Genomic DNA, 20,554 nt, shown 5'->3' on the forward strand with positions numbered 1-20,554 from the left:
CAGGGTAGAGCTAAAATAACGTTATAATTAAAGGGAATGGTTTTAGCTGAGGCGTAGTGGACCGGCGCGGATACCGTGAACCTGGCTAATCCAGATGGCAGGACTAAAAGTCTCGACAGCTGGCGGTTGCCAAAGCGCAATGTGGCGCACAATTACGGGCTGTTTGCTTTCCTGGGTGAGTAACGCGGTGAGCGTATCCAGTAAAGCGAGTTTATGTGCCTGAAGTGGCAAGCTCTCTTCTGCGACCGGGAGCGTTTGAGGCACCATAGCAAAAGAAAGGTGGCGTATTACTGTACGAATCGCATGTTGATGCCAGTAATCGACACTAAATGATGGTCGTCGGGTACTTTCCTGTAATAATGCCAGACTATTGAAGCTGACTTTGTTCAGGTAGTCGTGACTGCTGGTAGAGGTTTCTGCCGGGGCTGTAGGCTCGGTATTTTGGCTGAGCGCAGGCATGCCAAAACTCGCCGCGACCATCCCCAATAAGAGATGCGGCCAGAAGTAACGTCTGCCAAACTGTCGCCAACGATTTAGAATACCAATCACTTTTTCCGCCGGAGCATTATGTATGCGTGATAGTCGCCCACAATCTTTAGATCATTTGTTCGATGATGCTGGTGCCGAAAGCGTGCTGCAAAACGTGCAACAACGTGCCACTGCGCTACTTCGGCTCAACAGGGCGGTGAAAGGAATATTACCCGCTCAACTGCATCCCTGGTGCCGGGTCGCAAATTTTCGACAAGGCATTCTCGTACTTGAAACTGCAAATGCTAGCTGGCTGATGCGCTTACGCTATGAACAAGCCACACTATTAAGTGCATTACGTGCGCAAATATTACCATCATTGACATCAATCGACATCAGGATTAATCCATCACTGGCTGCAATTGGGCAAGAATCAGTACAAGAAAACAGCATTCAGACAGTGAAAGGTAAAACTGAAGGGGTTAACAGAGTGTTGAGCCAGCAAAGTGCTGAGGCATTAAGAATGGTGGCTGAAGGTAGCCCTGAGAAATTGAAGGCAATAATAGAACGACTGGCATCATTGGCCGGAGAGAGTACCAATGAAACCAGTCGCAATAAATAATTCTGGTGTTATGCCAGAACCATTTTTGGTGCTTTGAACGCTAACGGAAGTTCGGCATCGTCTTCGAAGGTTGCCCATTCCCAGGCTTCCTGCTTCGCCAGAACCGCCTGAAGCAATTTGTTATTCAGTGCATGACCTGACTTATAGGCGGTAAACGCGCCGATAATGTTATGGCCGCACATGAACAAGTCACCAATCGCATCAAGCATTTTGTGACGAACGAATTCATCTTCAAAACGCAGACCGTCTTCGTTCAGTACGCGATAATCGTCAACAACGATGGCACAATCGAAGCTGCCGCCCAGGCACAAACCACGGGACTGCAGATATTCGATATCACGCATGAAACCGAAAGTACGAGCACGACTAATCTGGCGCATAAATGCATCTGCAGAGAAGTTCATGCTGTAGCGTTGAGTACTGGCATCAATCGCCGGGTGGTTAAAGTCGATGGTGAAATCCAACGAGAAACCATTGTACGGCTTGAATTCAGCCCATTTGTCGCCGTCTTCAACGCGAACCGTTTCTTTGACGCGTACAAATTTCTTCGCACAGTTTAATTCGTCAATCCCGGCATCAAGCAGCAGGTAAACGAATGGCGCTGCACTACCGTCCATAATTGGGATTTCTGGGGCATTGACTTCAATAACGATGTTATCAATACCTAACCCAGCCAGGGCGGCGTTCAGGTGCTCAACGGTAGAAATCCGCACATCGTGCTCGTTCACCAGGCAAGTACAGAGCATGGTATCACGCACAGATTTGGCATCTGCCGGAAAATCTACCGGAGGATTCAAGTCGGTGCGACGATAGATGACCCCGGTATTTGCCGGCGCAGGGCGCAACGTCAGTGTGACTTTCTTGCCGGTATGTAAACCGACGCCAGTCGCCTGAACGATACGTTTTAATGTCCTTTGTTTGATCATCGTATAATCTCGCCAAATTACCTATCCAACCGAAGTGTATATCACAATCGGTGGACCAGTTTAGCACAAAGAGCGGAGATCCCCAACTTCCGGTTTATTCTTAATCAGCTTGCTTGCGCAAAAACGCTGGAATATCCAGATAATCAGGCTCTTTCGTCGTTTGTGGCGTGTTGTCGTTAACTACTTTGGCAACAGGTTTTTGCTCTTGCTGAAGCGGAGCCATCCCGTGCTGCTGGTAGCGATCCATGACAGGTTGCTGAGTTTGTTTGTTGGTCACCAGGGTGATTTCTGGACGCTTGTCCATACCAATACCGGTTGCAACAACAGTAACACGCAGTTCGTCGTTCATCTCTGGGTCCAGAGAAGTACCGATAACCACAGTGGCGTTATCAGATGCGAACGCACGGATGGTGTTACCGACAGTTTCAAACTCGTCCAGACGCAGGTCAAAGCCAGCAGTAATGTTGACCAAAACACCACGTGCGCCAGAAAGATCGATATCTTCCAACAGCGGGCTGGAAATTGCCATTTCAGCAGCTTCTTCTGCACGGTCTTCACCACTTGCAACACCAGAGCCCATCATGGCATAACCCATTTCGGACATTACGGTGCGCACGTCAGCGAAGTCGACGTTCATCAGACCCGGACGGGTAATCAACTCTGCGATACCCTGCACAGCGCCTTTCAGTACATCGTTTGCTGCGCCAAAAGCGTCAAGCAAAGAGATACCGCGACCCAGTACTTTCAGTAATTTGTCGTTAGGAATGGTGATCAAGGAGTCAACATGCTTAGACAGCTCGGCAATACCCTGCTCCGCGAAAGCCATGCGCTTCTTGCCTTCAAAGTTGAAAGGTTTGGTCACAACGGCAACGGTCAGAATGCCTAAGTCTTTAGCGACTTCAGCCACGACAGGTGCTGCACCTGTACCAGTACCGCCACCCATACCTGCGGCGATAAATACCATGTCTGCGCCTTCAAGGGCTGCACGTAACGCATCGCGGTCTTCTTCCGCAGCGGTACGACCCACTTCTGGGTTTGCTCCAGCCCCCAGACCTTTGGTAATTCCATTACCAATCTGGATTGTCTGGCCTACAGCAGTTTTGCGTAACGCCTGAGCGTCGGTATTCACTGCAAAGAATTCAACACCCTCGATGCGCTCACGCACCATGTGTTCAACGGCATTGCCGCCGCCACCACCGACGCCGATGACTTTAATCACCGCGTCGTTGGTCAGTTCCATAGGTTCAAACATAGTTTCTCTCCGTTTTGTGCCTGTCGCCTGAGACCACTAATTTTGTCTGGTCTCTTATAAAAATTAAAACTCTTTTCTCAGCCAGCTGTTGATTCGCTTAATCCATGAGCCGACAGAGGAGCGTTTTTCCACTTCTGCTTCACCACTGAGATGTGTTTCTTTCCCGTAGTGCAGCAAGCCGACTGCTGTGGAGTAATAAGACTCCTGGGCATAATCAGTCAGGCCTGTAATATTTAACGGTTGTCCAATACGAACTTGCGTATGGAACACACGTTGCGCACAGGCTGCCAGCCCTTCAATCTGCGCCGCGCCGCCCGTGAGTACAATCCCCGCCGCCAGGTGGTGCTTCACACCTTGCTGGCGAAGTTGTTCTTGTAATTGCAAAATCTCTTCGTTTACCAGATTCAGAAGTTCGGTATAACGTGGCTCGATAACTTCTGCGAGTGTCTGACGTTGCAGGCTACGCGGCGGACGTCCGCCTACGCTTGGCACTTCAACGTTTTCGTCTTTACCTACAATCGAACCCAGAGCGCAGCCATGGCGCACTTTAATGGCTTCTGCATCACTCGGCGGTGTGCCGAAGGCATAGGCGATATCACTGGTCACCACGTTCCCTGCGTAAGGAATCACTTTGGTGTGACGCAATGCGCCGCCAGTGTAGACCGCAATATCCATTGTACCACCACCGACATCGACTACGCAGACCCCTAATTCACGCTCATCTTCAGTCAAAACTGCATAGCTTGCTGCTAGTCCTGCAAAGATCAGTTGGTCAACTTTCAGGCCACATCGTTCAACAGCTTTGACGATGTTTTTAGCCATGTCGTTATGGCAGGTAATCAAGTGCACTTTAGCCTGCATGCGCACACCAGATAAACCTACAGGATTTTTGATGCCTTCCTGGTAGTCAATTGCATATTCTTGCGGGATTACGTGCAAAACACGATGCTCGTCACGTACGCGTACTGATTTCGCGGTGTGAACAACGTTCTCAACGTCTTCCTGCGTCACTTCTTCTTCAGAAATTGGCACCATGCCAATCTCGTTTTGACAGCTAATATGTTTACCTGACAGCGCAAGGTAGACCGAAGATATCTGGCAATCCGCCATTAATTCGGCCTGATCAATCGCGCGCTGAACGCATTTTACGACTGATTCGAGATCGTTTACGCCACCTTTGTCCATACCACGCGATGGGCAACTACCCACGCCAATAATATTGACCATACCGTCAGGCAGAACTTCCCCTACTAAAGCGGCAACCTTTGCGGTACCGATCTCCAGTCCTACTACCAGTTTTCTGTCCGTCGCCTTGATCATTGTTATTCTGCCTGTGCCTGATTCTGTTGCTGATTAGGAGTAGATTCCTCTACGGGAGCGGGCTGCCAGCCTACCGCCGCGCCGGAGTCATAACGCAGGTCGACATAACTAATCCTTTTATTGTCGGCTTGCTCTTGCTGCTGCAGAACCGGGTAAAGTTCTACAAAACGACTCAGGCGTTTCATTGTTTCGCCCCGACCTAAATTAAGTTTGATGCCATTATTTAGCGTCAATTGCCAGGAGCGCCGAGCGGTCATTGCCGCTTCTTTCAATGTAAATTTATCCTTTGCCAGCACGTCGCCCATTGCGCGATAACCTTGCAATACTTCACCTTCACTGCCTTCTGGCCCGGATAACATAGGTAAAGTCTGCTTTGTTGCACGTTCTGCTGGAACACTGAACGCATTTCCTTGCGCATCAATCATATGTTGATCATTCCAGCGCGCTATAGGCACGTATTCAACCAGATGAATCTTCAATTCGTCCGGCCATTGCTTTCTCACGCTCGCCTGCTTGATCCATGGCAAACGTTCAATTTGCTGCTGGATGATATTCACATCCTGGGTCATAAAGGTGCCCGGTGGCCCCAGAGCCAGAATTGACTGGCGAATATCATCGTTACGGGTGTAATGCCGTTCACCAGTAACCACTAACTTAGACAATGGCAGCCGCTGTGCATCTTCCATCCAGCCAACCACAATCCAGCCGCCGATAAATACCGTAAACAGTACTGCGCTCAGGAAAATAATCCCGGCCAGTCGCCCACCGTTACTGCGACGAGAACTGGTTTCTTCTTCTTCCTGGCGATTACGCGTATTCAGAGCTGCTTGCGACATATCAGTCTGCCAACTCCAGAATCCGCACTACCAGTTGAGAGAATGTCATCCCAGCCTGACGTGCCGCCATTGGCACCAGACTGTGGCTGGTCATGCCCGGAGAAGTGTTCACTTCCAGTAAATAAAACTGGCCGTCACTATCCAGCATGACGTCTACGCGCCCCCAACCGCTGCACCCCAAAACTTGCCAGGCTTGCAGCACTAATGCCTGTAATTCTTGCTCGCGTTGTTCGATTAAACCGCCTGGGCAGAAATATTGTGTCTCATCAGAGAGATACTTCGCCTCATAATCATAGAAAATTCCAGCGGGTTGGATACGAATTGACGGTAATATTTCTTCGCCAACAATCGCAACCGTGTACTCAGGGCCACTGAGCCACTTCTCGATCAGAATTTCTTCGTCATGTTCAAAGGCCAATTCAAGCGCTGCAGGCAGGGCTGAAACATTATCAACCTTAGACATACCCACGCTTGAGCCTTCACGGCTTGGCTTAACGATGACTGGCATCCCTAAGCCTGCAATCTGTTCAACTGTGGTTGCAGAAATACCGGCTTCGACATCACGGCGCGTGAGTGCAACCCACGGAGCGACAGGTAAATCTGCACCTTTCCACAATAATTTGGTGCGCAGTTTATCCATCGTGACGGCTGATGCCATGACGCCACTACCGGTATAAGGCAGTTTCAGAAATTCGAGTAACCCTTGCAGGGTTCCGTCTTCCCCACCGCGACCGTGTAAGGCAATGAATACTTTGTCAAAACCCTGCGCTTTCAGCTCTGTGACGGGTGTGTCTTTCGGGTCAACTTCGTGCGCATCAATTCCAGCTTCACGCAGGCCAGCGAGTACCGCAGCACCTGATTGCAATGACACCTCACGCTCAGCGGAAGTCCCGCCCAGCAGAACAGCGATTTTCTCAGCCATGTTGGTCTCCCTCCTTAGTGTGGGACTGCAATTTGCATTCAGCCAGGTTTCTGGCAACTTTCCCGACATTTCCTGCACCTTGCACCAGGATCAAATCATTTCCCGACAAGATCGGAGACAACATATCAGCGATCTGGTTCGCATCCGGCACCAGAATAGGATCAACTTTTCCGCGACCACGGATAGTACGGCACAATGAACGGCTGTCAGCGCCAGGAATAGCCGCTTCACCCGCAGCATAAACATCCAGCATCAACAATGAATCCACTTGTGACAACACGTTAGCAAAGTCGTCGTACAGATCACGAGTACGCGTGAAACGGTGCGGCTGGAAGATCATCACCAAATTTTTATCCGGCCAACCTGCACGAGCGGCTTTAATCGTGGCATCCACTTCTGTCGGATGGTGACCGTAGTCATCCACCAGCATGGCGCTGCCTTCTTTACCATTTACTGGCGCTAACGGATATTCACCGAGGAAATCAAAGCGACGCCCGGTTCCCTGGAAGCTCTCCAGCGCACGCAGAATGTCCTCGTCATCAATGCCTTCTTCTGTCGCAACAGAGACCGCTGCCGCCGCGTTTAACGCGTTGTGGCGACCCGGCGCATTCAGCGTCACATGCAGAGCAGGTTTATCCTGACGCACAATCGTGAAATACCCTTGCGGCCCTTTCTGTTGGTAGTTTTCAATGCGCACATCCGCATCTTCGCTAAAACCGTAAGTGGTGATCTTGCGGCCGACACGAGGCAGCAATTCACGAATAACTGGATCGTCTACGCACATCACAGCCAGACCATAAAAAGGCAGGTTGTGCAGGAAGTTAATAAACGTCTGCTTTAAATTCTCGAAGTCGCCCTGGTAGGTATCCATGTGGTCAGCTTCGATATTCGTTACCACAGAAACCATCGGTTGCAGATGAAGGAATGACGCATCACTTTCATCTGCTTCAGCAATCAGGTAACGGCTGTGACCCAGGCGAGCATGGGTTCCAGCGGCTTTAACCAGGCCACCGTTCACAAAAGTAGGATCAAGCCCTGCTTCTGCATAAATACTGGAAACCATCGCCGTGGTGGTTGTTTTGCCGTGCGTACCAGCAATAGCGATGCCGTGACGAAAACGCATCAACTCGGCCAGCATTTCAGCACGACGAATAACCGGGATACGCGCTTCATGAGCAGCAACAATTTCCGGGTTATCCATTGAGATTGCGGTGGATACCACCACAACACTCGCATCCAACACATTTTCAGGGCGATGGTTGAAATAAATCGTGGCGCCCAGCGCCGACAACTGCTGAGTGACCGGGTTCGGTGCCAAATCAGACCCACTGATTTGATAACCTTCGTTAGCTAAAACTTCAGCAATACCGCCCATACCGGCGCCGCCGATGCCAACAAAGTGAATGTGCCGGACGCGACGCATCTCGGGCACGATAGAACGCAGTTTCGCCAGTTGTTGTGTATTCATTCTCTAACCTGCAGCGTCAAACGCCATGACTTCAAATATTCATGGGCAACAGTCCGCCCACAATGATTACGCCAGTGCTGCGGCGCTCACTTCTTTTGCTACCCGCTCTGTGGCATCAGGAATGGATGCAGCACGCGCACGCTCGGCCATTGCCAGTAACGTCGCTCTGTCCCACCCGGCGAGAGTTTGGGTAACGGCATCCACGGTAAACTGCGGTTGCTCCAGTATTTTTGCCGCTCCAGCCTTTTCCAACGGCAGCGCATTCCAGTATTGCTGCCGATCTTTGTGCTGGAAGGGAACAAACAATGCAGGTAAACCTGCGGCCGCGACTTCGCTGACGGTTAATGCACCGGAGCGACACACCACGACATCAGCCCACGCATATGCGCCAGCCATATCATCAATAAATTCGGTCACTTTATGCTGAGGCTGCCCGGCTTCGGCATAGCCTTGCTTAACAAACTCTTCGCCACCTTTACCTGACTGGTGCCAGATAGTAATGGCATCGCCCAAACGACCCGCCACTTGCGGCATTGTCTGGTTCAGTACTCGAGCGCCCTGCGAGCCACCTACCACCAAAACTCGCACAGGGCCTTCACGACCAGCAAAACGTTCTTGTGGTAATGGCAGCGCTAATACATCGGTACGCACCGGATTACCCACTACGTCCGCATTCGGAAATGCGCCGGGGAACGCCTGCATGACCTTTTTGGCAATTTTTGACAACCATTTATTGGTTAAACCAGCAATGCCATTTTGCTCATGCAATACCACCGGAATACCGAGTGACCATGCCGCAAGGCCGCCAGGGCCTGAAACATAACCGCCCATTCCGAGTACTACATCCGGGCGATAGGCTTTCATGATGGCCCGCGCCTGACGCCAGGCGTTGAAAATACGCACCGGAGCCAGCAACATGGCCTTCAGGCCTTTACCACGCAAACCTGAAATACGAATAAAGTCGATCTCGATTCCATGCTTCGGAACTAAATCTGCTTCCATACGATCGGCGGTTCCGAGCCAGCGCACTTGCCAGCCCTGAGCCATTAAGTGATGCGCGACAGCAAGACCCGGGAACACATGCCCGCCAGTCCCGCCCGCCATCACCATTAACCGCCGGGTTTGATTACTCATCGCACACCCTTCGTAAACGCCTGAGCTTTAGCCAGACGTGTTTCATAATCAATTCGCAGCAACATCATGATTGCTGTAGACATTATTAACAGGCTCGAACCACCGTAACTGATAAGCGGCAAAGTCAGGCCTTTGGTTGGCAACATACCTGCTGCTGCACCAACGTTTACCAGCGCCTGGAAACTAAACCAAACCCCGATTGAGCAGCCCAAAAAGCCCGCAAAACGCTGGTCCATTTCTAACGCGCGTTTACCAATGGACATCGCACGAAAAGCGACGAAGAATACCATCAATAAAGCCAGCACCACACCGATATATCCGAGCTCTTCTCCGATAATGGAGAAGATGAAGTCGGTATGTGCTTCCGGCAAATATTCGAGTTTTTGAACCGAATTACCTAACCCCTGCCCCCACAATTCCCCGCGACCGAATGCCATCAGAGATTGCGTCAACTGGTAGCCACTACCAAACGGGTCATCCCAAGGATTCCAGAAGGACGTTACGCGGCGGATACGATACGGTTCGGCGAGGATCAGCAGCACGACGGCAGAAATCCCCATGCCGATGATGGCCAGGAACTGCCAAAGTTTTGCCCCTGCCAGGAACAGCATTGCCAGTGTCGTCACAAACAACACAACAACCGTACCTAAGTCAGGCTGCGCCAGAAGCAGTACCGCTAATACCAGGATCACGCCCATCGGTTTGAGGAAGCCGCGTAGGTTATTACGCACTTCATCTACCTTACGAACCAGGTAGTTGGCGAGATAACAGAACAGCGACAACTTCGTGAATTCGGCAGGCTGAATACGTAATGGGCCGAATGCAATCCAACGCGACGCACCGTTAACCGAGCTACCGACAACCAATACAATCAATAACATCGCAATGGATAACAGCAGCATTGCAGTACTGTGGCGCTGCCAGAAATCCATCGGCAAACGCAGTGTGACCATCGCTAATGCAAACGCCAGGATGATGTACAAACCGTCACGTTTGGCAAACAGGAAGGGATCATTCGCCAGACGCTGACCTACAGGCATGGAGGCGGAAGTCACCATAATGAAACCGACTGCCGCCAGTCCGAAAGTCAGCCATAACATCGTGCGGTCATACATTACGATGTTATTTGAGTCGGCTTCTTTGGTGCCCATCACCCAGCCTTTAACTGCCGACGCCAGCCAGCTCAGGATGGCAAATCCTGGCACTCGGGGCATTCGCAGGCGAGGGAGAGATAAGCGCATCAGCCAAGCTCCTTCGCAAGTTGAGTAAACTGGTCGCCACGCTGTTCAAAGTTTTTGAACTGATCGAGGCTGGCGCATGCTGGTGATAACAGAACCATGTCACCCGGTTGAACACGGGCGGCAATCAATTTCATCGCCTCAGCCATAGTTTCAGTTTGCTCGGCAACATCAGGGCGCAGTGCCGCAAGCTCAGTTCCGTCGCGGCCAAAACAATACAGTCGAATTGCAGAGCCTTGCAGATACTGGCTGAGGGACGAGAAATCAGCCGATTTACCATCGCCACCTAACAACAGATGCAATGTACCTTCAACTTTCAAGCCGTTCAGCGCCGCCTCTGTGCTACCGACGTTGGTTGCTTTCGAGTCGTTAATCCAACGCACGCCGTTACGTTCCAATGCAAGCTGGAAGCGGTGCGCAAGGCCTGTAAAGGTGGTCAATGCTTTCAGACTGCTGGAGCGCGGGAGTTTCACCGCATCAGCCAGTGCCAGCGCTGCAAGTGCGTTGGTGTAGTTGTGGCGGCCCACGATTTTCATTTCTTTGGTGTTCAGCACTTTCTCACCCTTCACACGCAGCCAGGTATCGCCTTGCTGATGATTCAGGTGGTAATCGCCGACATCCACACCAAAGCTAATGCAGCGTACATCTGCACCACGTACAGGCATCGTCAGTGCATCATCGGCATTCACAACACAAACAGCGGCGTTTTCGTAAACGCGCAATTTAGCGGCACGATACTGTTGCAGCCCGAAGGGATATCTATCCATATGATCTTCGGTGACGTTAAGAATGGTCGCCGCCGCCGCTTTCAGGCTTGAGGTGGTTTCTAACTGGAAGCTGGATAACTCAAGCACATAAAGCTCGCGAGCAGGATCAAGCAGCATCAACGCAGGCAGGCCGATGTTTCCACCCACGCCCACATTCACGCCAGCCGCTTTCGCCATTTCACCGACTAAAGTCGTGACGGTACTTTTACCGTTGGAACCGGTAATGGCTACAATCGGTGCTTGCGCCTCGCGACAAAACAGTTCGATATCACCCACAATTTCTACGCCAGCGTCTGCCGCACGGCTAAGGGCTGGATGGGCGATAGCAATACCAGGGCTGGCAACAATCAAGTCAGCCGCTAACAACCAGTCTTCATTGAGTGAGCCAGTGTGTCGCTCCACCGCTTCTGGCAATTTATCCAGACCCGGTGGCGAGATGCGGGTGTCCATCACACGCGGTGTCACACCACGAGCGAGGAAATAGTCAACACAGGACAGGCCGGTGAGGCCCAATCCAATAATGACGACTTTTTTACCCTGGTAATCAGTCATAGTTAACGCACCTTCAGGGTAGCCAGGCCGATCAGAACAAGCATCAGCGAAATAATCCAGAAGCGCACAATGACTCGCGGCTCCGGCCAACCTTTCAATTCATAATGGTGATGAATCGGGGCCATACGGAAAATGCGCTGTCCGCGCAATTTGAAGGAACCGACCTGCAAAATCACCGACAGCGTTTCAACCACAAACACGCCGCCCATGATCACTAACAGGAATTCCTGACGCAGCAGTACAGCGATGGTTCCGAGCGCGCCGCCCAGAGCCAGAGAGCCAACATCACCCATGAAGACTTGTGCCGGATAGGTGTTGAACCATAAGAAACCCAGCCCTGCTCCAACAATCGCCGTACAGACGATAACCAGCTCCCCAGCATGTCGCAGATAAGGAATATGCAAATATCCGGCGAACTTAATGTTACCCGTAGCCCAGGCGACCAGCGCAAAGCCCGCAGCCACCAACACAGTTGGCATAATCGCCAGGCCATCAAGGCCATCGGTCAGGTTAACCGCATTCCCGGTGCCAACGATGACAAAGTACGCCAGCAGCACATAGAACAGGCCAAGCTGCGGCATCACGTCTTTAAAGAACGGCACAACCAGCTCGGTGGCTGGCGTTCCTTTTCCTGCGCTGTACATCGTGAAGGCGACAGCCAACGCGATAACGGACATCCAGAAATACTTCCAGCGAGCAATCAAACCTTTGGTGTCTTTACGTACGACTTTGCGATAGTCATCAACAAAGCCAATCGCACCGTAACCGACTAAGACAAACAACACGCACCAGACGTATGGGTTCGAAGGGTAAGCCCACATCAATACGGAGATAACAATCGAGGTCAGGATCATGATCCCGCCCATGGTTGGCGTTCCGCGTTTGCTGAAATGGGATTCAGGACCGTCGTTACGCACAACCTGGCCGAAAGAAAGTTGCTGCAAACGAGCAATCATGCGCGGCCCCATCCATAACGAGATGAACAGAGCAGTCAGCAGGCTGACAATGGCGCGAAACGTCAGATACGAAAAGACGTTAAAGCCGGAATAATATTTGACCAAATGTTCGGCCAGCCAAACTAGCATGTTCCATTCTCCTGTAATGCGCGTACTACCTGCTCCATAGCGGCACTACGTGAACCTTTCACTAAAATAGTTATCATTGAATGCTCGGCGATGAGCGCCTTCAGGCGCACGATTAAAGAAGGCTTATCGGTAAAATGTTCGCCAACTTCAGAGGCTTGACTGATAATTTCACTCAGTGTGCCCACGCTTAATACGCAATCAATGCCTGATGCTTTTGCTGCCTCACCGACCTGGCGATGGCACTCAACAGATTCTTCACCTAATTCAGCCATGTCGCCGACAACCATCACGCGAAAACCGGGCATTTCAGACAGCACCTGTGCGGCGGCAGTCATCGATCCCACATTGGCGTTGTAACTGTCATCAAGCAGAAGTTGGTTTTCAGAAAGTTGTATCGGGAACAGACGACCAGGAACGGCTTTAAGATCGGCAAGGCCAATTTTGACCGCTTCCAGCGTTGCGCCTACAGCCATCGCAAGCGACGTCGCCGCCAGTGCGTTGGCGATGTTATGACGACCCGGAAGCGGTAAAGTCACGTCTACATTGCCGACCGGTGTTTTGATGGTGAACTCAGTGCCATGCACAGTGATATGCACGTTAGTCGCAGTAAAATCACTGCCCGTGGCATTGGGCGAGAAGCGCCAGGTTTTGCGTTCGCCAATCACTTCTTGCCAGTTCAGCCAGTCGTTATTGTCTGCATTGAGAATCGCGATACCGTTATCCGGCAGCCCTGCGAAAATCTCACCCTTTGCTTTCGCAACACCGGCAAGTGAACCAAATCCTTCCAGATGTGCCGCAGCGAGGTTATTGACCAAAGCTGCTTCCGGGCGGGTAAGATTCACCGTCCAGGCAATTTCGCCCTGGTGGTTAGCACCCAGCTCAATAACCGCAAATTCATATTCTGGCGTCAGACGTAACAACGTCATTGGCACGCCGATATCATTATTGAGGTTGCCTGCGGTGTACAGCGTGTTGCCACACTGGCGCAAAATTGCGGCGGTCATCTCTTTAACGGAGGTTTTGCCGGAAGAGCCGGTCAGCGCAACAATACGCGTTGGCACTTGCTGGCGAACCCATGCGGCCAGTTCGCCGAACGCCTGGTGCGTATCAGCAACCACAAGCTGTGGAACATTCACATCCAGCTTGCGGCTAACCAACAACGCCCCTGCCCCGCCGTTCACTGCATCTTGCGCAAAATCGTGAGCATCAAAACGTTCACCTTTCAGTGCAACAAACAGACACCCTGGCGTGAGTTTGCGCGTGTCCGTGGTGACATCAATAATGTCAGCATCTGCACCATGCAACTCTCCATTCAGGACAGTGGCAAGTTGGCTCAAGGAAACGCGAATCATGCCAAAACCCCCAACAAGCGAGCGGCGGTAATGCGGTCGGAGTAATCCAGGCGCTGCGTTCCCACAATCTGATAATCCTCGTGACCTTTGCCTGCCACCAGAACCACATCATTCTCTTTCGCCTGCATAATGGCGTTTGTTACTGCTTCGGCGCGCCCGGAAACCACATGAGCACGACCCGCATCCAGCATGCCAACCAGGATATCGGCAACAATGGCTTTCGGCTCTTCGGTACGCGGGTTGTCATCGGTAACGACCACTACATCCGCATATTGCTCGGCTATGCCACCCATAATTGGGCGCTTGCCTTTATCGCGGTCGCCGCCGCAGCCGAACACACACCACAGCTTGCCGCTGCAATGTAAACGAGCGGCTTGCAGTGCTTTCTCAAGGGCATCCGGCGTGTGGGCATAATCCACCACTACTGTCGGTTTACCCGGAGCACTGAATACTTCCATGCGGCCGCAAACAGGTTGCAGGCTTGGTGCCGTTTTCAGCAATTCGTTGATTGGGTAATCAAGAACCAGCAAAGTCGCGAGCGCCAACAACAGGTTGCTGACGTTAAAAGCCCCCATCAGGCGGCTTTCGATTTCCCCGTCACCCCAGGAGGAGCTGAACTGAACGGTCGCCCCGCCATCGTGATAATGCACATTGGTTGCTTTCAACCAGCGGCCACGACAGCCAGGCTGTAAATTATTTTCCATCGTAACAGCAACGGCATCTGGCAAACGCGCCAGCCATTTGCGTCCGACTTCATCATCAGCATTAATAACGGCATGGCCGTAATCGTGCTCTGAAAACAGCAGCCATTTAGCCGCTTCATATCCCGCCATATCGCCATGGTAATCAAGGTGATCGCGGCTCAGGTTAGTGAACACGCTAGCGGCAAATTTCAGGGCAGCAACCCGGTGCTGAACCAGGCCATGGGAAGAAACTTCCATTGCGGCAAAACTCGCCCCCTGTTCAGCCAGGTTAGCAAGCACTTGCTGTACATCAACGGCAGAGCCAGTGGTATTTTCGGTTGGTTTGACTTGACCCAGCAGGCCATTGCCCACAGTACCCATCACCGCACTGGTTTCGCCTAATAACTGGCTCCACTGCGCCAACAATTGAGCCGTAGTGGTTTTGCCGTTAGTGCCAGTTACGCCAACCAGGCGCAATGCACTCGAGGGCTGGTGGTAAAAACGCCCAGCCAGGGCAGAAAGACGTTGATGCAGTTGGCTCAGATAAATCACGGGCACACCGTGCATTTCACGGATTTCGCCGTCGGTTGCTTCGCCTTCAGCTTCAGCAACAACAGCGGCCACACCTTGCGCTATTGCCTGCGGGATATATCGACGCCCGTCCGCCTGATGACCGACTACAGCCACAAAAAGGTCGCCCGAAGCCGCCACGCGGCTATCGAGTGTCATTTCTCGCAGTACTCTCGAAGGGAACTCTGGCACCCACGGAGCGAGAAGGTCGCGCAAATTACGATCTGCCACCTGATCCCTCATTTTGATTAATTACAAATTCACTTTTTTCACCTGTCGCCAGAGCATCCGGTTCGATATTCATGGTGCGCAGAACGCCGCCCATGATGGCACCGAACACAGGTGCAGAGACGGCACCACCGTAGTATTTCCCTGCTTGTGGGTCGTTGATCACCACAACCAATGCAAATCGAGGGTTACTCGCTGGCGCAACGCCTGCGGTGTAAGCAATGTATTTGTTAACGTATTTTCCATCCGGCCCGACTTTTTTCGCCGTACCGGTTTTAATGGCGATGCGGTATCCCTTGATGGCTGCTTTCACGCCACCACCACCGGGTAATGCCACACTTTCCATCATATGGACGACGGTACGAACCAGCGGTTCCGGGAAAATACGTTCACCAGGAACCGGCGGATCAACCTTCGTAATCGACAGTGGGCGATACACGCCGTAGCTGCCAATCGTTGCGTAGACTCGCGCTAACTGTAACGGTGTTACCATTAGCCCGTAGCCGAAAGAGAAGGTGGCCCTCTCTATGTCAGACCACCGTTGTTTTTGCGGATATAAGCCACTGCGTTCTCCGACCAGCCCCAAGTTGGTCGCTTTTCCCAATCCAAAACGTGAGTAAGTATCTACTAACGCTGAGGAGGGCATCGCTAACGCCAGTTTTGAAACCCCGACGTTACTCGACTTCTGTAGCACCCCGGTAAGGGTCAATTCGCTGTAGCGCGCCACATCTTTGATCTCATGACCATTGATGCGGTACGGCACGGTATTCAGAACGGTATTTTCACGCACTACGCCACGTTGCAGCGCGGTCATGACAACCATCGGTTTAACTGTCGAACCCGGCTCGAAAACATCCGTGATGGTACGGTTACGCATCACATCTTTTGGCGTGCCGCTCAGATTATTAGGGTTGTAGGATGGGCTGTTTGCCATCGCCAGAACTTCACCGGTATTCACATCTACCAGCACCGCACTGCCCGACTCGGCTTTGTTAAAGGCCACGGCGTTGTTTAGCTCGCGGTAAACCAGCGCCTGTAAGCGTTCATCAATGCTTAGCGCAAGGTTGTGAGCGGCCTGACTATCGGTTGAGGAGATGTCTTCAATCACGCGACCAAAGCGGTCTTTACGCACAATGCGCTCGCCCGGTTGCCCGGTTAGCCATTTATCAAAGCTCTTCTCAACGCCCTCAATCCCCTGACTATCGACGTTGGTGAAGCCAATGAGGTGAGCAGTGACTTCGCCTGAAGGGTAATAGCGACGAGATTCCTCACGGAGATGAATCCCTGGAAGTTTGAGTTTTTTGATGTAGTCGCCAATGTCCGGGTTTACCTGGCGTGCCAGATAAATAAAGCGACCTTTCGGGTTGCTGTTAACGCGGGAGGCGAGCTGATCGAGAGGGATTTTCAGGGCATCTGCCAACGCTTTCCAGCGGTTATCCAGCGTAATGCCGCCTGCGTCGTGCAACTCTTTCGGGTCAGCCCAAATCGCCTTAACCGGCACACTGACGGCCAATGGGCGGCCTGCACGGTCGCTAATCATGCCACGGGAAGTTGAGACTTCCTGCACACGCAAGGAACGCATATCGCCCTGGCGTACCAGCATGTCCGGCGCAATGATTTGCAGCCAGGCAACGCGCCCCAACAGGAAAACCAGCGCCAGCAAAATGCAACCGCAAAGCAACGCAAAACGCCAACTTACAAAGTTGGCCTGTTCTTCCTGGCGTTTCGGTTTAAGCGTTTTTGCCGCTGCTCTCATCTGCCACGCGATTCCTTATTGCTGAACTACAATGTTTTCCTGCGATGGGTCAACATGCTGCAATTGCAGCTTTTCCGTTGCGACCCGCTCCACCCGGCTATGATCGCCGAGTGCGTTTTCTTCCAGAATCAGGTTGCGCCATTCAATATCCAGCGCGTCACGCTCAACCACCATTTGCTCACGTTGCGCAGTAAGCAAGCGGGTATGGTGCGCGGTGGTGACGACAAAAATGGCGGTAACGATAATGGCGCTGAACAAAATCAGTGGCATTTTCCCATGACGCAATAAATCACCACCAATCACCGCAGGTAATGCATGGCGTTCGCCACTGCTCAATTGACCAGTAACTTTGCTTAGGGTTTCTGCCACTTTATTAATCATGCGTTCGTCCTTTCAGCGATACGCAGTACCGAACTGCGCGCGCGCGGGTTTTCCGCCACTTCTTCATCACCTGGCATCATTTTGCCAATCGATTTTAAATATCTGCCGCCAAGCTGATTCAACTGAGCTTCAGTCATTGGCAAACCGGCCGGAACCTGTGGTCCACGGGTGTTTTCACGCATAAAACGTTTAACAATTCGGTCTTCCAAAGAGTGGAAACTGATTATCGACAGGCGACCGCCTGGAGACAGAGTGGGAATCGAGCCTTTCAGCGCCTTCTCAATCTCATCAAGCTCGCTGTTGATCCAAATACGGATAGCCTGGAATGTGCGTGTGGCCGGGTGTTTGAACTTGTCTTTCACCGGCATTGCCGCTGCCACAACCGTCGCCAGTTCTTTGGTACGCGTCATGGGTTGTTCGCGGTTGCGCTCAATAATGGCGCGCGCAATACGCTTGCCGAATTTCTCTTCACCATAGGTTTTGATAACCCAGGCGATGTCCGCTTCGTCAGCGCTGAGCAACCATTCTGCTGCAGATTGACCACGAGTCGGGTCCATACGCATGTCCAGCGGGCCGTCACGCATAAACGAGAAACCGCGTTCGGCATCGTCAAGTTGCGGAGAGGAAACGCCGAGATCCAGCAGAATGCCGTCAATTTTGCCCAGCAAATCGCGTTCACTGGCGTACTCGGCTAATTCTGAGAAAGGCCCGTGAATGATAGAGAAGCGCGGGTCATCGATGGCTTGTGCCGCTGCAATAGCTTGCGGATCGCGGTCGATAGCCAGCAAGCGTCCTTCTGGTCCCAATTGGGAAAGAATCAAGCGAGAATGGCCGCCACGACCAAATGTGCCATCAATGTAGATGCCATCCTGACGAATGTTGAGACCATTCACGGCCTCATCAAGCAGCACCGAAGTATGTTTAAAATTTTCCATCATTATTTATAGTGACAAGTCCTGCAGCCTATCCGACAACGTAGTCGTCGTGGCCTGCTCAGCGTCGATGTCTTCCTTGACCTGTTGATGCCAGGTCGTTTCATCCCACAGTTCAAACTTATTGAACTGCCCAACCAGCATCACTTCTTTGGTTAGCCCGGCGTGTTGGCGTAAAACAGATGCCAACAACAATCGCCCGGCGCTATCCATCTGACATTCACTGGCATGCCCAAGTAACAGTCGCTGCACGCGACGCTCTACCGGGTTCATGCTCGACAGACGAGCTAGCTTTTGTTCAATAATTTCCCACTCGGGAAGGGTATAAAGCAGCAGGCATGGGTGATGGATGTCGATGGTACAAACCATCTGACCTTCAGAGGTTTCGACAAGCTTTTCCCGGTAACGGGTAGGTACGGCAAGCCGCCCTTTGCTGTCGAGATTGACTAATGTTGCCCCACGGAACATGCCAGCCTCACCCTTAAATTCCCCTTTCCACCACTTTGACCCACAAAATCCCACCTAAAGGAGTTTACGGAGCGGAGGAAAACCTTGTCAAGCAAGCTACAACGCTAATAGAAATAATTTCCATCTCCTAAGCGATTGATAAATGACTGGCGTGAAAAGGCGCTACATCCACGATGCAAAATTAACGTTATGAATATTTGAAAGAAAAAAGATCAATAAGCATAAATATCGTTAAATCGACTGAAAACCTGACAGGTAAAATATGAAGTGTTCAGTTTGCGACGCGGTCGGCATTTTAAGGTATTTCGCGGAAGGTTAACAGCGCCAGATGCAGGCGAAACGCGGGCTGGCGGGTTAGTTTGATTGGGGATGGTTAGCTATTGTTTAATTATCCGGCATTTTTACACATTGCTGTGTAACAAAATAATTCAAGGCAGAGAAATTATATCGATTCCGTAATAACAGTTCTTCAATTACTAATGAAAAATAATTACCTGAATAACTAAGGGAATTAACACGGGAATAATCTCAATTAAGAATGGCAGCCGGAACTGCCATCACTTGTTAGCGGCGGCTCAAACTACCACGGCGATAAAGATTACGGCGAATACGTGTTAACCCGGCCTTCGGTTTACGAGGCTCATCCAGACTTGCCAGAACCAGTTCAAGCACGCGCTCTGCGACATCGCGGTGGCGCTGCGCGACAGCCAATACGGGGCATTGCAAGAAATCGAGCAGTTCATTATCGCCAAAGGTCGCTATCGCCAGTTCAGATGGCAGTTGCCCTTCACGACGCAATGTAACATCCATCACACCTTGTAATAATGCAAATGAAGTGGTGTACAACGCCTGCGGCATGGGGTGTGTTTCCAGCCATTTATCAAATAGCTGCGCTGCGGCTTCACGTTCGTAACTATTAGCATATAAGAAATGCACTTCCCGCGGGTCGTCTTTCCACGCGGTACGGAAACCTTGTTCACGCAGGTAACTGACTGAAAGCTCCGGCAGCGCGCCGAGGTAAAGTACGGTTTCCGCAGGGAAAGTACGCAGCTCGCTGGCCAGCATTTCCGCATCTTCCTGGTCGGCACCGACGACACTGATGAAGTTTTCACGGTCTAATGCTCTGTCGAGCGCAATAATGGGGAAAGGATCGTTTGCCCAACGTTGATAAAAAGGATGTTCAGGCGGCAATGAGGTAGAAACGATGATCGCATCAACCTGTCGCTGCAAGAGATGCTCAATGCAACGCATTTCATTATCAGGCTGATCTTCAGAACAGGCTATCAGCAGTTGGTAGCCACGCTGGCGAGCCTGACGCTCAAGATAGTTAGCGATGCGGGTATAACTGGTGTTCTCAAGATCTGGAATCACTAATCCGATAGAACGCGTGCGCCCGGCACGTAGTCCTGCGGCCACCGCATTCGGGTGGTAGTTATGTTCGCGTACAACCGCCATGACTTTCTCAACGGTCTTATCGCTAACGCGATACTGCTTTGCCTTACCGTTGATGACGTAGCTCGCCGTGGTGCGCGAAACTCCAGCCAGGCGCGCGATTTCATCCAATTTCACAGTAGCCCCTTATTTAGGATTTCCA

Annotated in this window: 19 protein-coding genes; 1 reads left to right on the plus strand and 18 read right to left on the minus strand. The window is 51.7% G+C overall.

Going from position 1 to position 20,554, the window contains the following annotated elements:
• Positions 1-42: 42 nt before the first annotated feature.
• A complete protein-coding gene (gene secM, locus DY231_RS19285; protein WP_115630837.1) occupies positions 43-549 on the minus strand; it encodes a secA translation cis-regulator SecM in 507 nt (168 codons plus the stop codon).
• 22 nt (positions 550-571) lie between these two features.
• Here secM and DY231_RS19290 point away from each other — a divergent pair, with 22 nt between their 5' ends.
• Positions 572-1,090, plus strand: a complete 519-nt coding sequence (locus tag DY231_RS19290; protein ID WP_115630839.1) for a DUF721 domain-containing protein — start codon at positions 572-574, stop codon at positions 1,088-1,090.
• Between the two features lie 8 nt (positions 1,091-1,098).
• Here the strand turns inward: DY231_RS19290 and lpxC are convergent, their stop codons facing one another.
• From lpxC to cra, 17 genes are all read right to left on the minus strand, one after another.
• Positions 1,099-2,016, minus strand: coding sequence for a UDP-3-O-acyl-N-acetylglucosamine deacetylase (gene lpxC / locus DY231_RS19295; protein WP_115630841.1), 918 nt, complete (start codon positions 2,014-2,016; stop codon positions 1,099-1,101).
• A 100-nt stretch (positions 2,017-2,116) separates the two neighbouring features.
• Positions 2,117-3,268: a cell division protein FtsZ gene (gene ftsZ / locus DY231_RS19300; protein ID WP_064539921.1), complete on the minus strand. Its 1,152-nt coding sequence runs from the start codon at positions 3,266-3,268 to the stop codon at positions 2,117-2,119.
• Between the two features lie 63 nt (positions 3,269-3,331).
• Entirely contained in the window at positions 3,332-4,588 is a 1,257-nt protein-coding gene (gene ftsA / locus DY231_RS19305) for a cell division protein FtsA (RefSeq protein WP_034493371.1), read from the minus strand.
• Between the two features lie 2 nt (positions 4,589-4,590).
• Positions 4,591-5,424, minus strand: coding sequence for a cell division protein FtsQ (gene ftsQ / locus DY231_RS19310; RefSeq protein WP_115630843.1), 834 nt, complete (start codon positions 5,422-5,424; stop codon positions 4,591-4,593).
• Between the two features lies 1 nt (position 5,425).
• On the minus strand, positions 5,426-6,346 hold the full coding sequence (locus DY231_RS19315) for a D-alanine--D-alanine ligase (protein ID WP_115630845.1): 921 nt from the start codon (positions 6,344-6,346) through the stop codon (positions 5,426-5,428).
• A complete protein-coding gene (gene murC / locus DY231_RS19320) occupies positions 6,339-7,814 on the minus strand; it encodes a UDP-N-acetylmuramate--L-alanine ligase (RefSeq protein WP_115630847.1) in 1,476 nt (491 codons plus the stop codon). The genes DY231_RS19315 and murC overlap by 8 nt, the downstream gene beginning before the upstream one ends.
• A gap of 66 nt (positions 7,815-7,880) precedes the next feature.
• Complete coding sequence (murG, locus tag DY231_RS19325; protein ID WP_115630849.1) at positions 7,881-8,948, minus strand: undecaprenyldiphospho-muramoylpentapeptide beta-N-acetylglucosaminyltransferase; 1,068 nt, start codon at positions 8,946-8,948, stop codon at positions 7,881-7,883.
• On the minus strand, positions 8,945-10,189 hold the full coding sequence (ftsW, locus tag DY231_RS19330) for a cell division protein FtsW (protein ID WP_034493362.1): 1,245 nt from the start codon (positions 10,187-10,189) through the stop codon (positions 8,945-8,947). The genes murG and ftsW overlap by 4 nt, the downstream gene beginning before the upstream one ends.
• Positions 10,189-11,505: a UDP-N-acetylmuramoyl-L-alanine--D-glutamate ligase gene (gene murD, locus DY231_RS19335; RefSeq protein WP_115630851.1), complete on the minus strand. Its 1,317-nt coding sequence runs from the start codon at positions 11,503-11,505 to the stop codon at positions 10,189-10,191. Before murD ends, ftsW begins: the two co-directional genes overlap by 1 nt.
• Positions 11,506-11,507: 2 nt before the next feature.
• A complete protein-coding gene (mraY, locus tag DY231_RS19340) occupies positions 11,508-12,590 on the minus strand; it encodes a phospho-N-acetylmuramoyl-pentapeptide-transferase (RefSeq protein WP_034493359.1) in 1,083 nt (360 codons plus the stop codon).
• Positions 12,584-13,942, minus strand: coding sequence for a UDP-N-acetylmuramoyl-tripeptide--D-alanyl-D-alanine ligase (gene murF / locus DY231_RS19345; RefSeq protein WP_115630853.1), 1,359 nt, complete (start codon positions 13,940-13,942; stop codon positions 12,584-12,586). Before murF ends, mraY begins: the two co-directional genes overlap by 7 nt.
• Positions 13,939-15,426, minus strand: coding sequence for a UDP-N-acetylmuramoyl-L-alanyl-D-glutamate--2,6-diaminopimelate ligase (gene murE, locus DY231_RS19350; protein ID WP_115630855.1), 1,488 nt, complete (start codon positions 15,424-15,426; stop codon positions 13,939-13,941). The genes murF and murE overlap by 4 nt, the downstream gene beginning before the upstream one ends.
• Complete coding sequence (locus tag DY231_RS19355; protein WP_034493354.1) at positions 15,413-17,179, minus strand: peptidoglycan DD-transpeptidase PBP3; 1,767 nt, start codon at positions 17,177-17,179, stop codon at positions 15,413-15,415. The genes murE and DY231_RS19355 overlap by 14 nt, the downstream gene beginning before the upstream one ends.
• 15 nt (positions 17,180-17,194) lie before the next feature.
• Positions 17,195-17,560: a cell division protein FtsL gene (gene ftsL / locus DY231_RS19360; protein WP_115630857.1), complete on the minus strand. Its 366-nt coding sequence runs from the start codon at positions 17,558-17,560 to the stop codon at positions 17,195-17,197.
• Complete coding sequence (gene rsmH, locus DY231_RS19365; protein WP_115630859.1) at positions 17,557-18,498, minus strand: 16S rRNA (cytosine(1402)-N(4))-methyltransferase RsmH; 942 nt, start codon at positions 18,496-18,498, stop codon at positions 17,557-17,559. The genes ftsL and rsmH overlap by 4 nt, the downstream gene beginning before the upstream one ends.
• 3 nt (positions 18,499-18,501) lie before the next feature.
• A complete protein-coding gene (gene mraZ / locus DY231_RS19370; RefSeq protein WP_115630861.1) occupies positions 18,502-18,960 on the minus strand; it encodes a division/cell wall cluster transcriptional repressor MraZ in 459 nt (152 codons plus the stop codon).
• A gap of 564 nt (positions 18,961-19,524) precedes the next feature.
• Positions 19,525-20,529 carry a catabolite repressor/activator gene (gene cra / locus DY231_RS19375; protein WP_034493346.1) on the minus strand — a complete coding sequence of 335 codons (1,005 nt, stop codon included), beginning with the start codon at positions 20,527-20,529 and terminating at the stop codon, positions 19,525-19,527.
• Positions 20,530-20,554 lie beyond the last annotated feature (25 nt).

Origin of the sequence: Buttiauxella agrestis (genome assembly GCF_900446255.1) — a bacterium.
In the GTDB taxonomy this organism is placed as follows: Bacteria; Pseudomonadota; Gammaproteobacteria; order Enterobacterales; family Enterobacteriaceae; genus Buttiauxella; species Buttiauxella agrestis.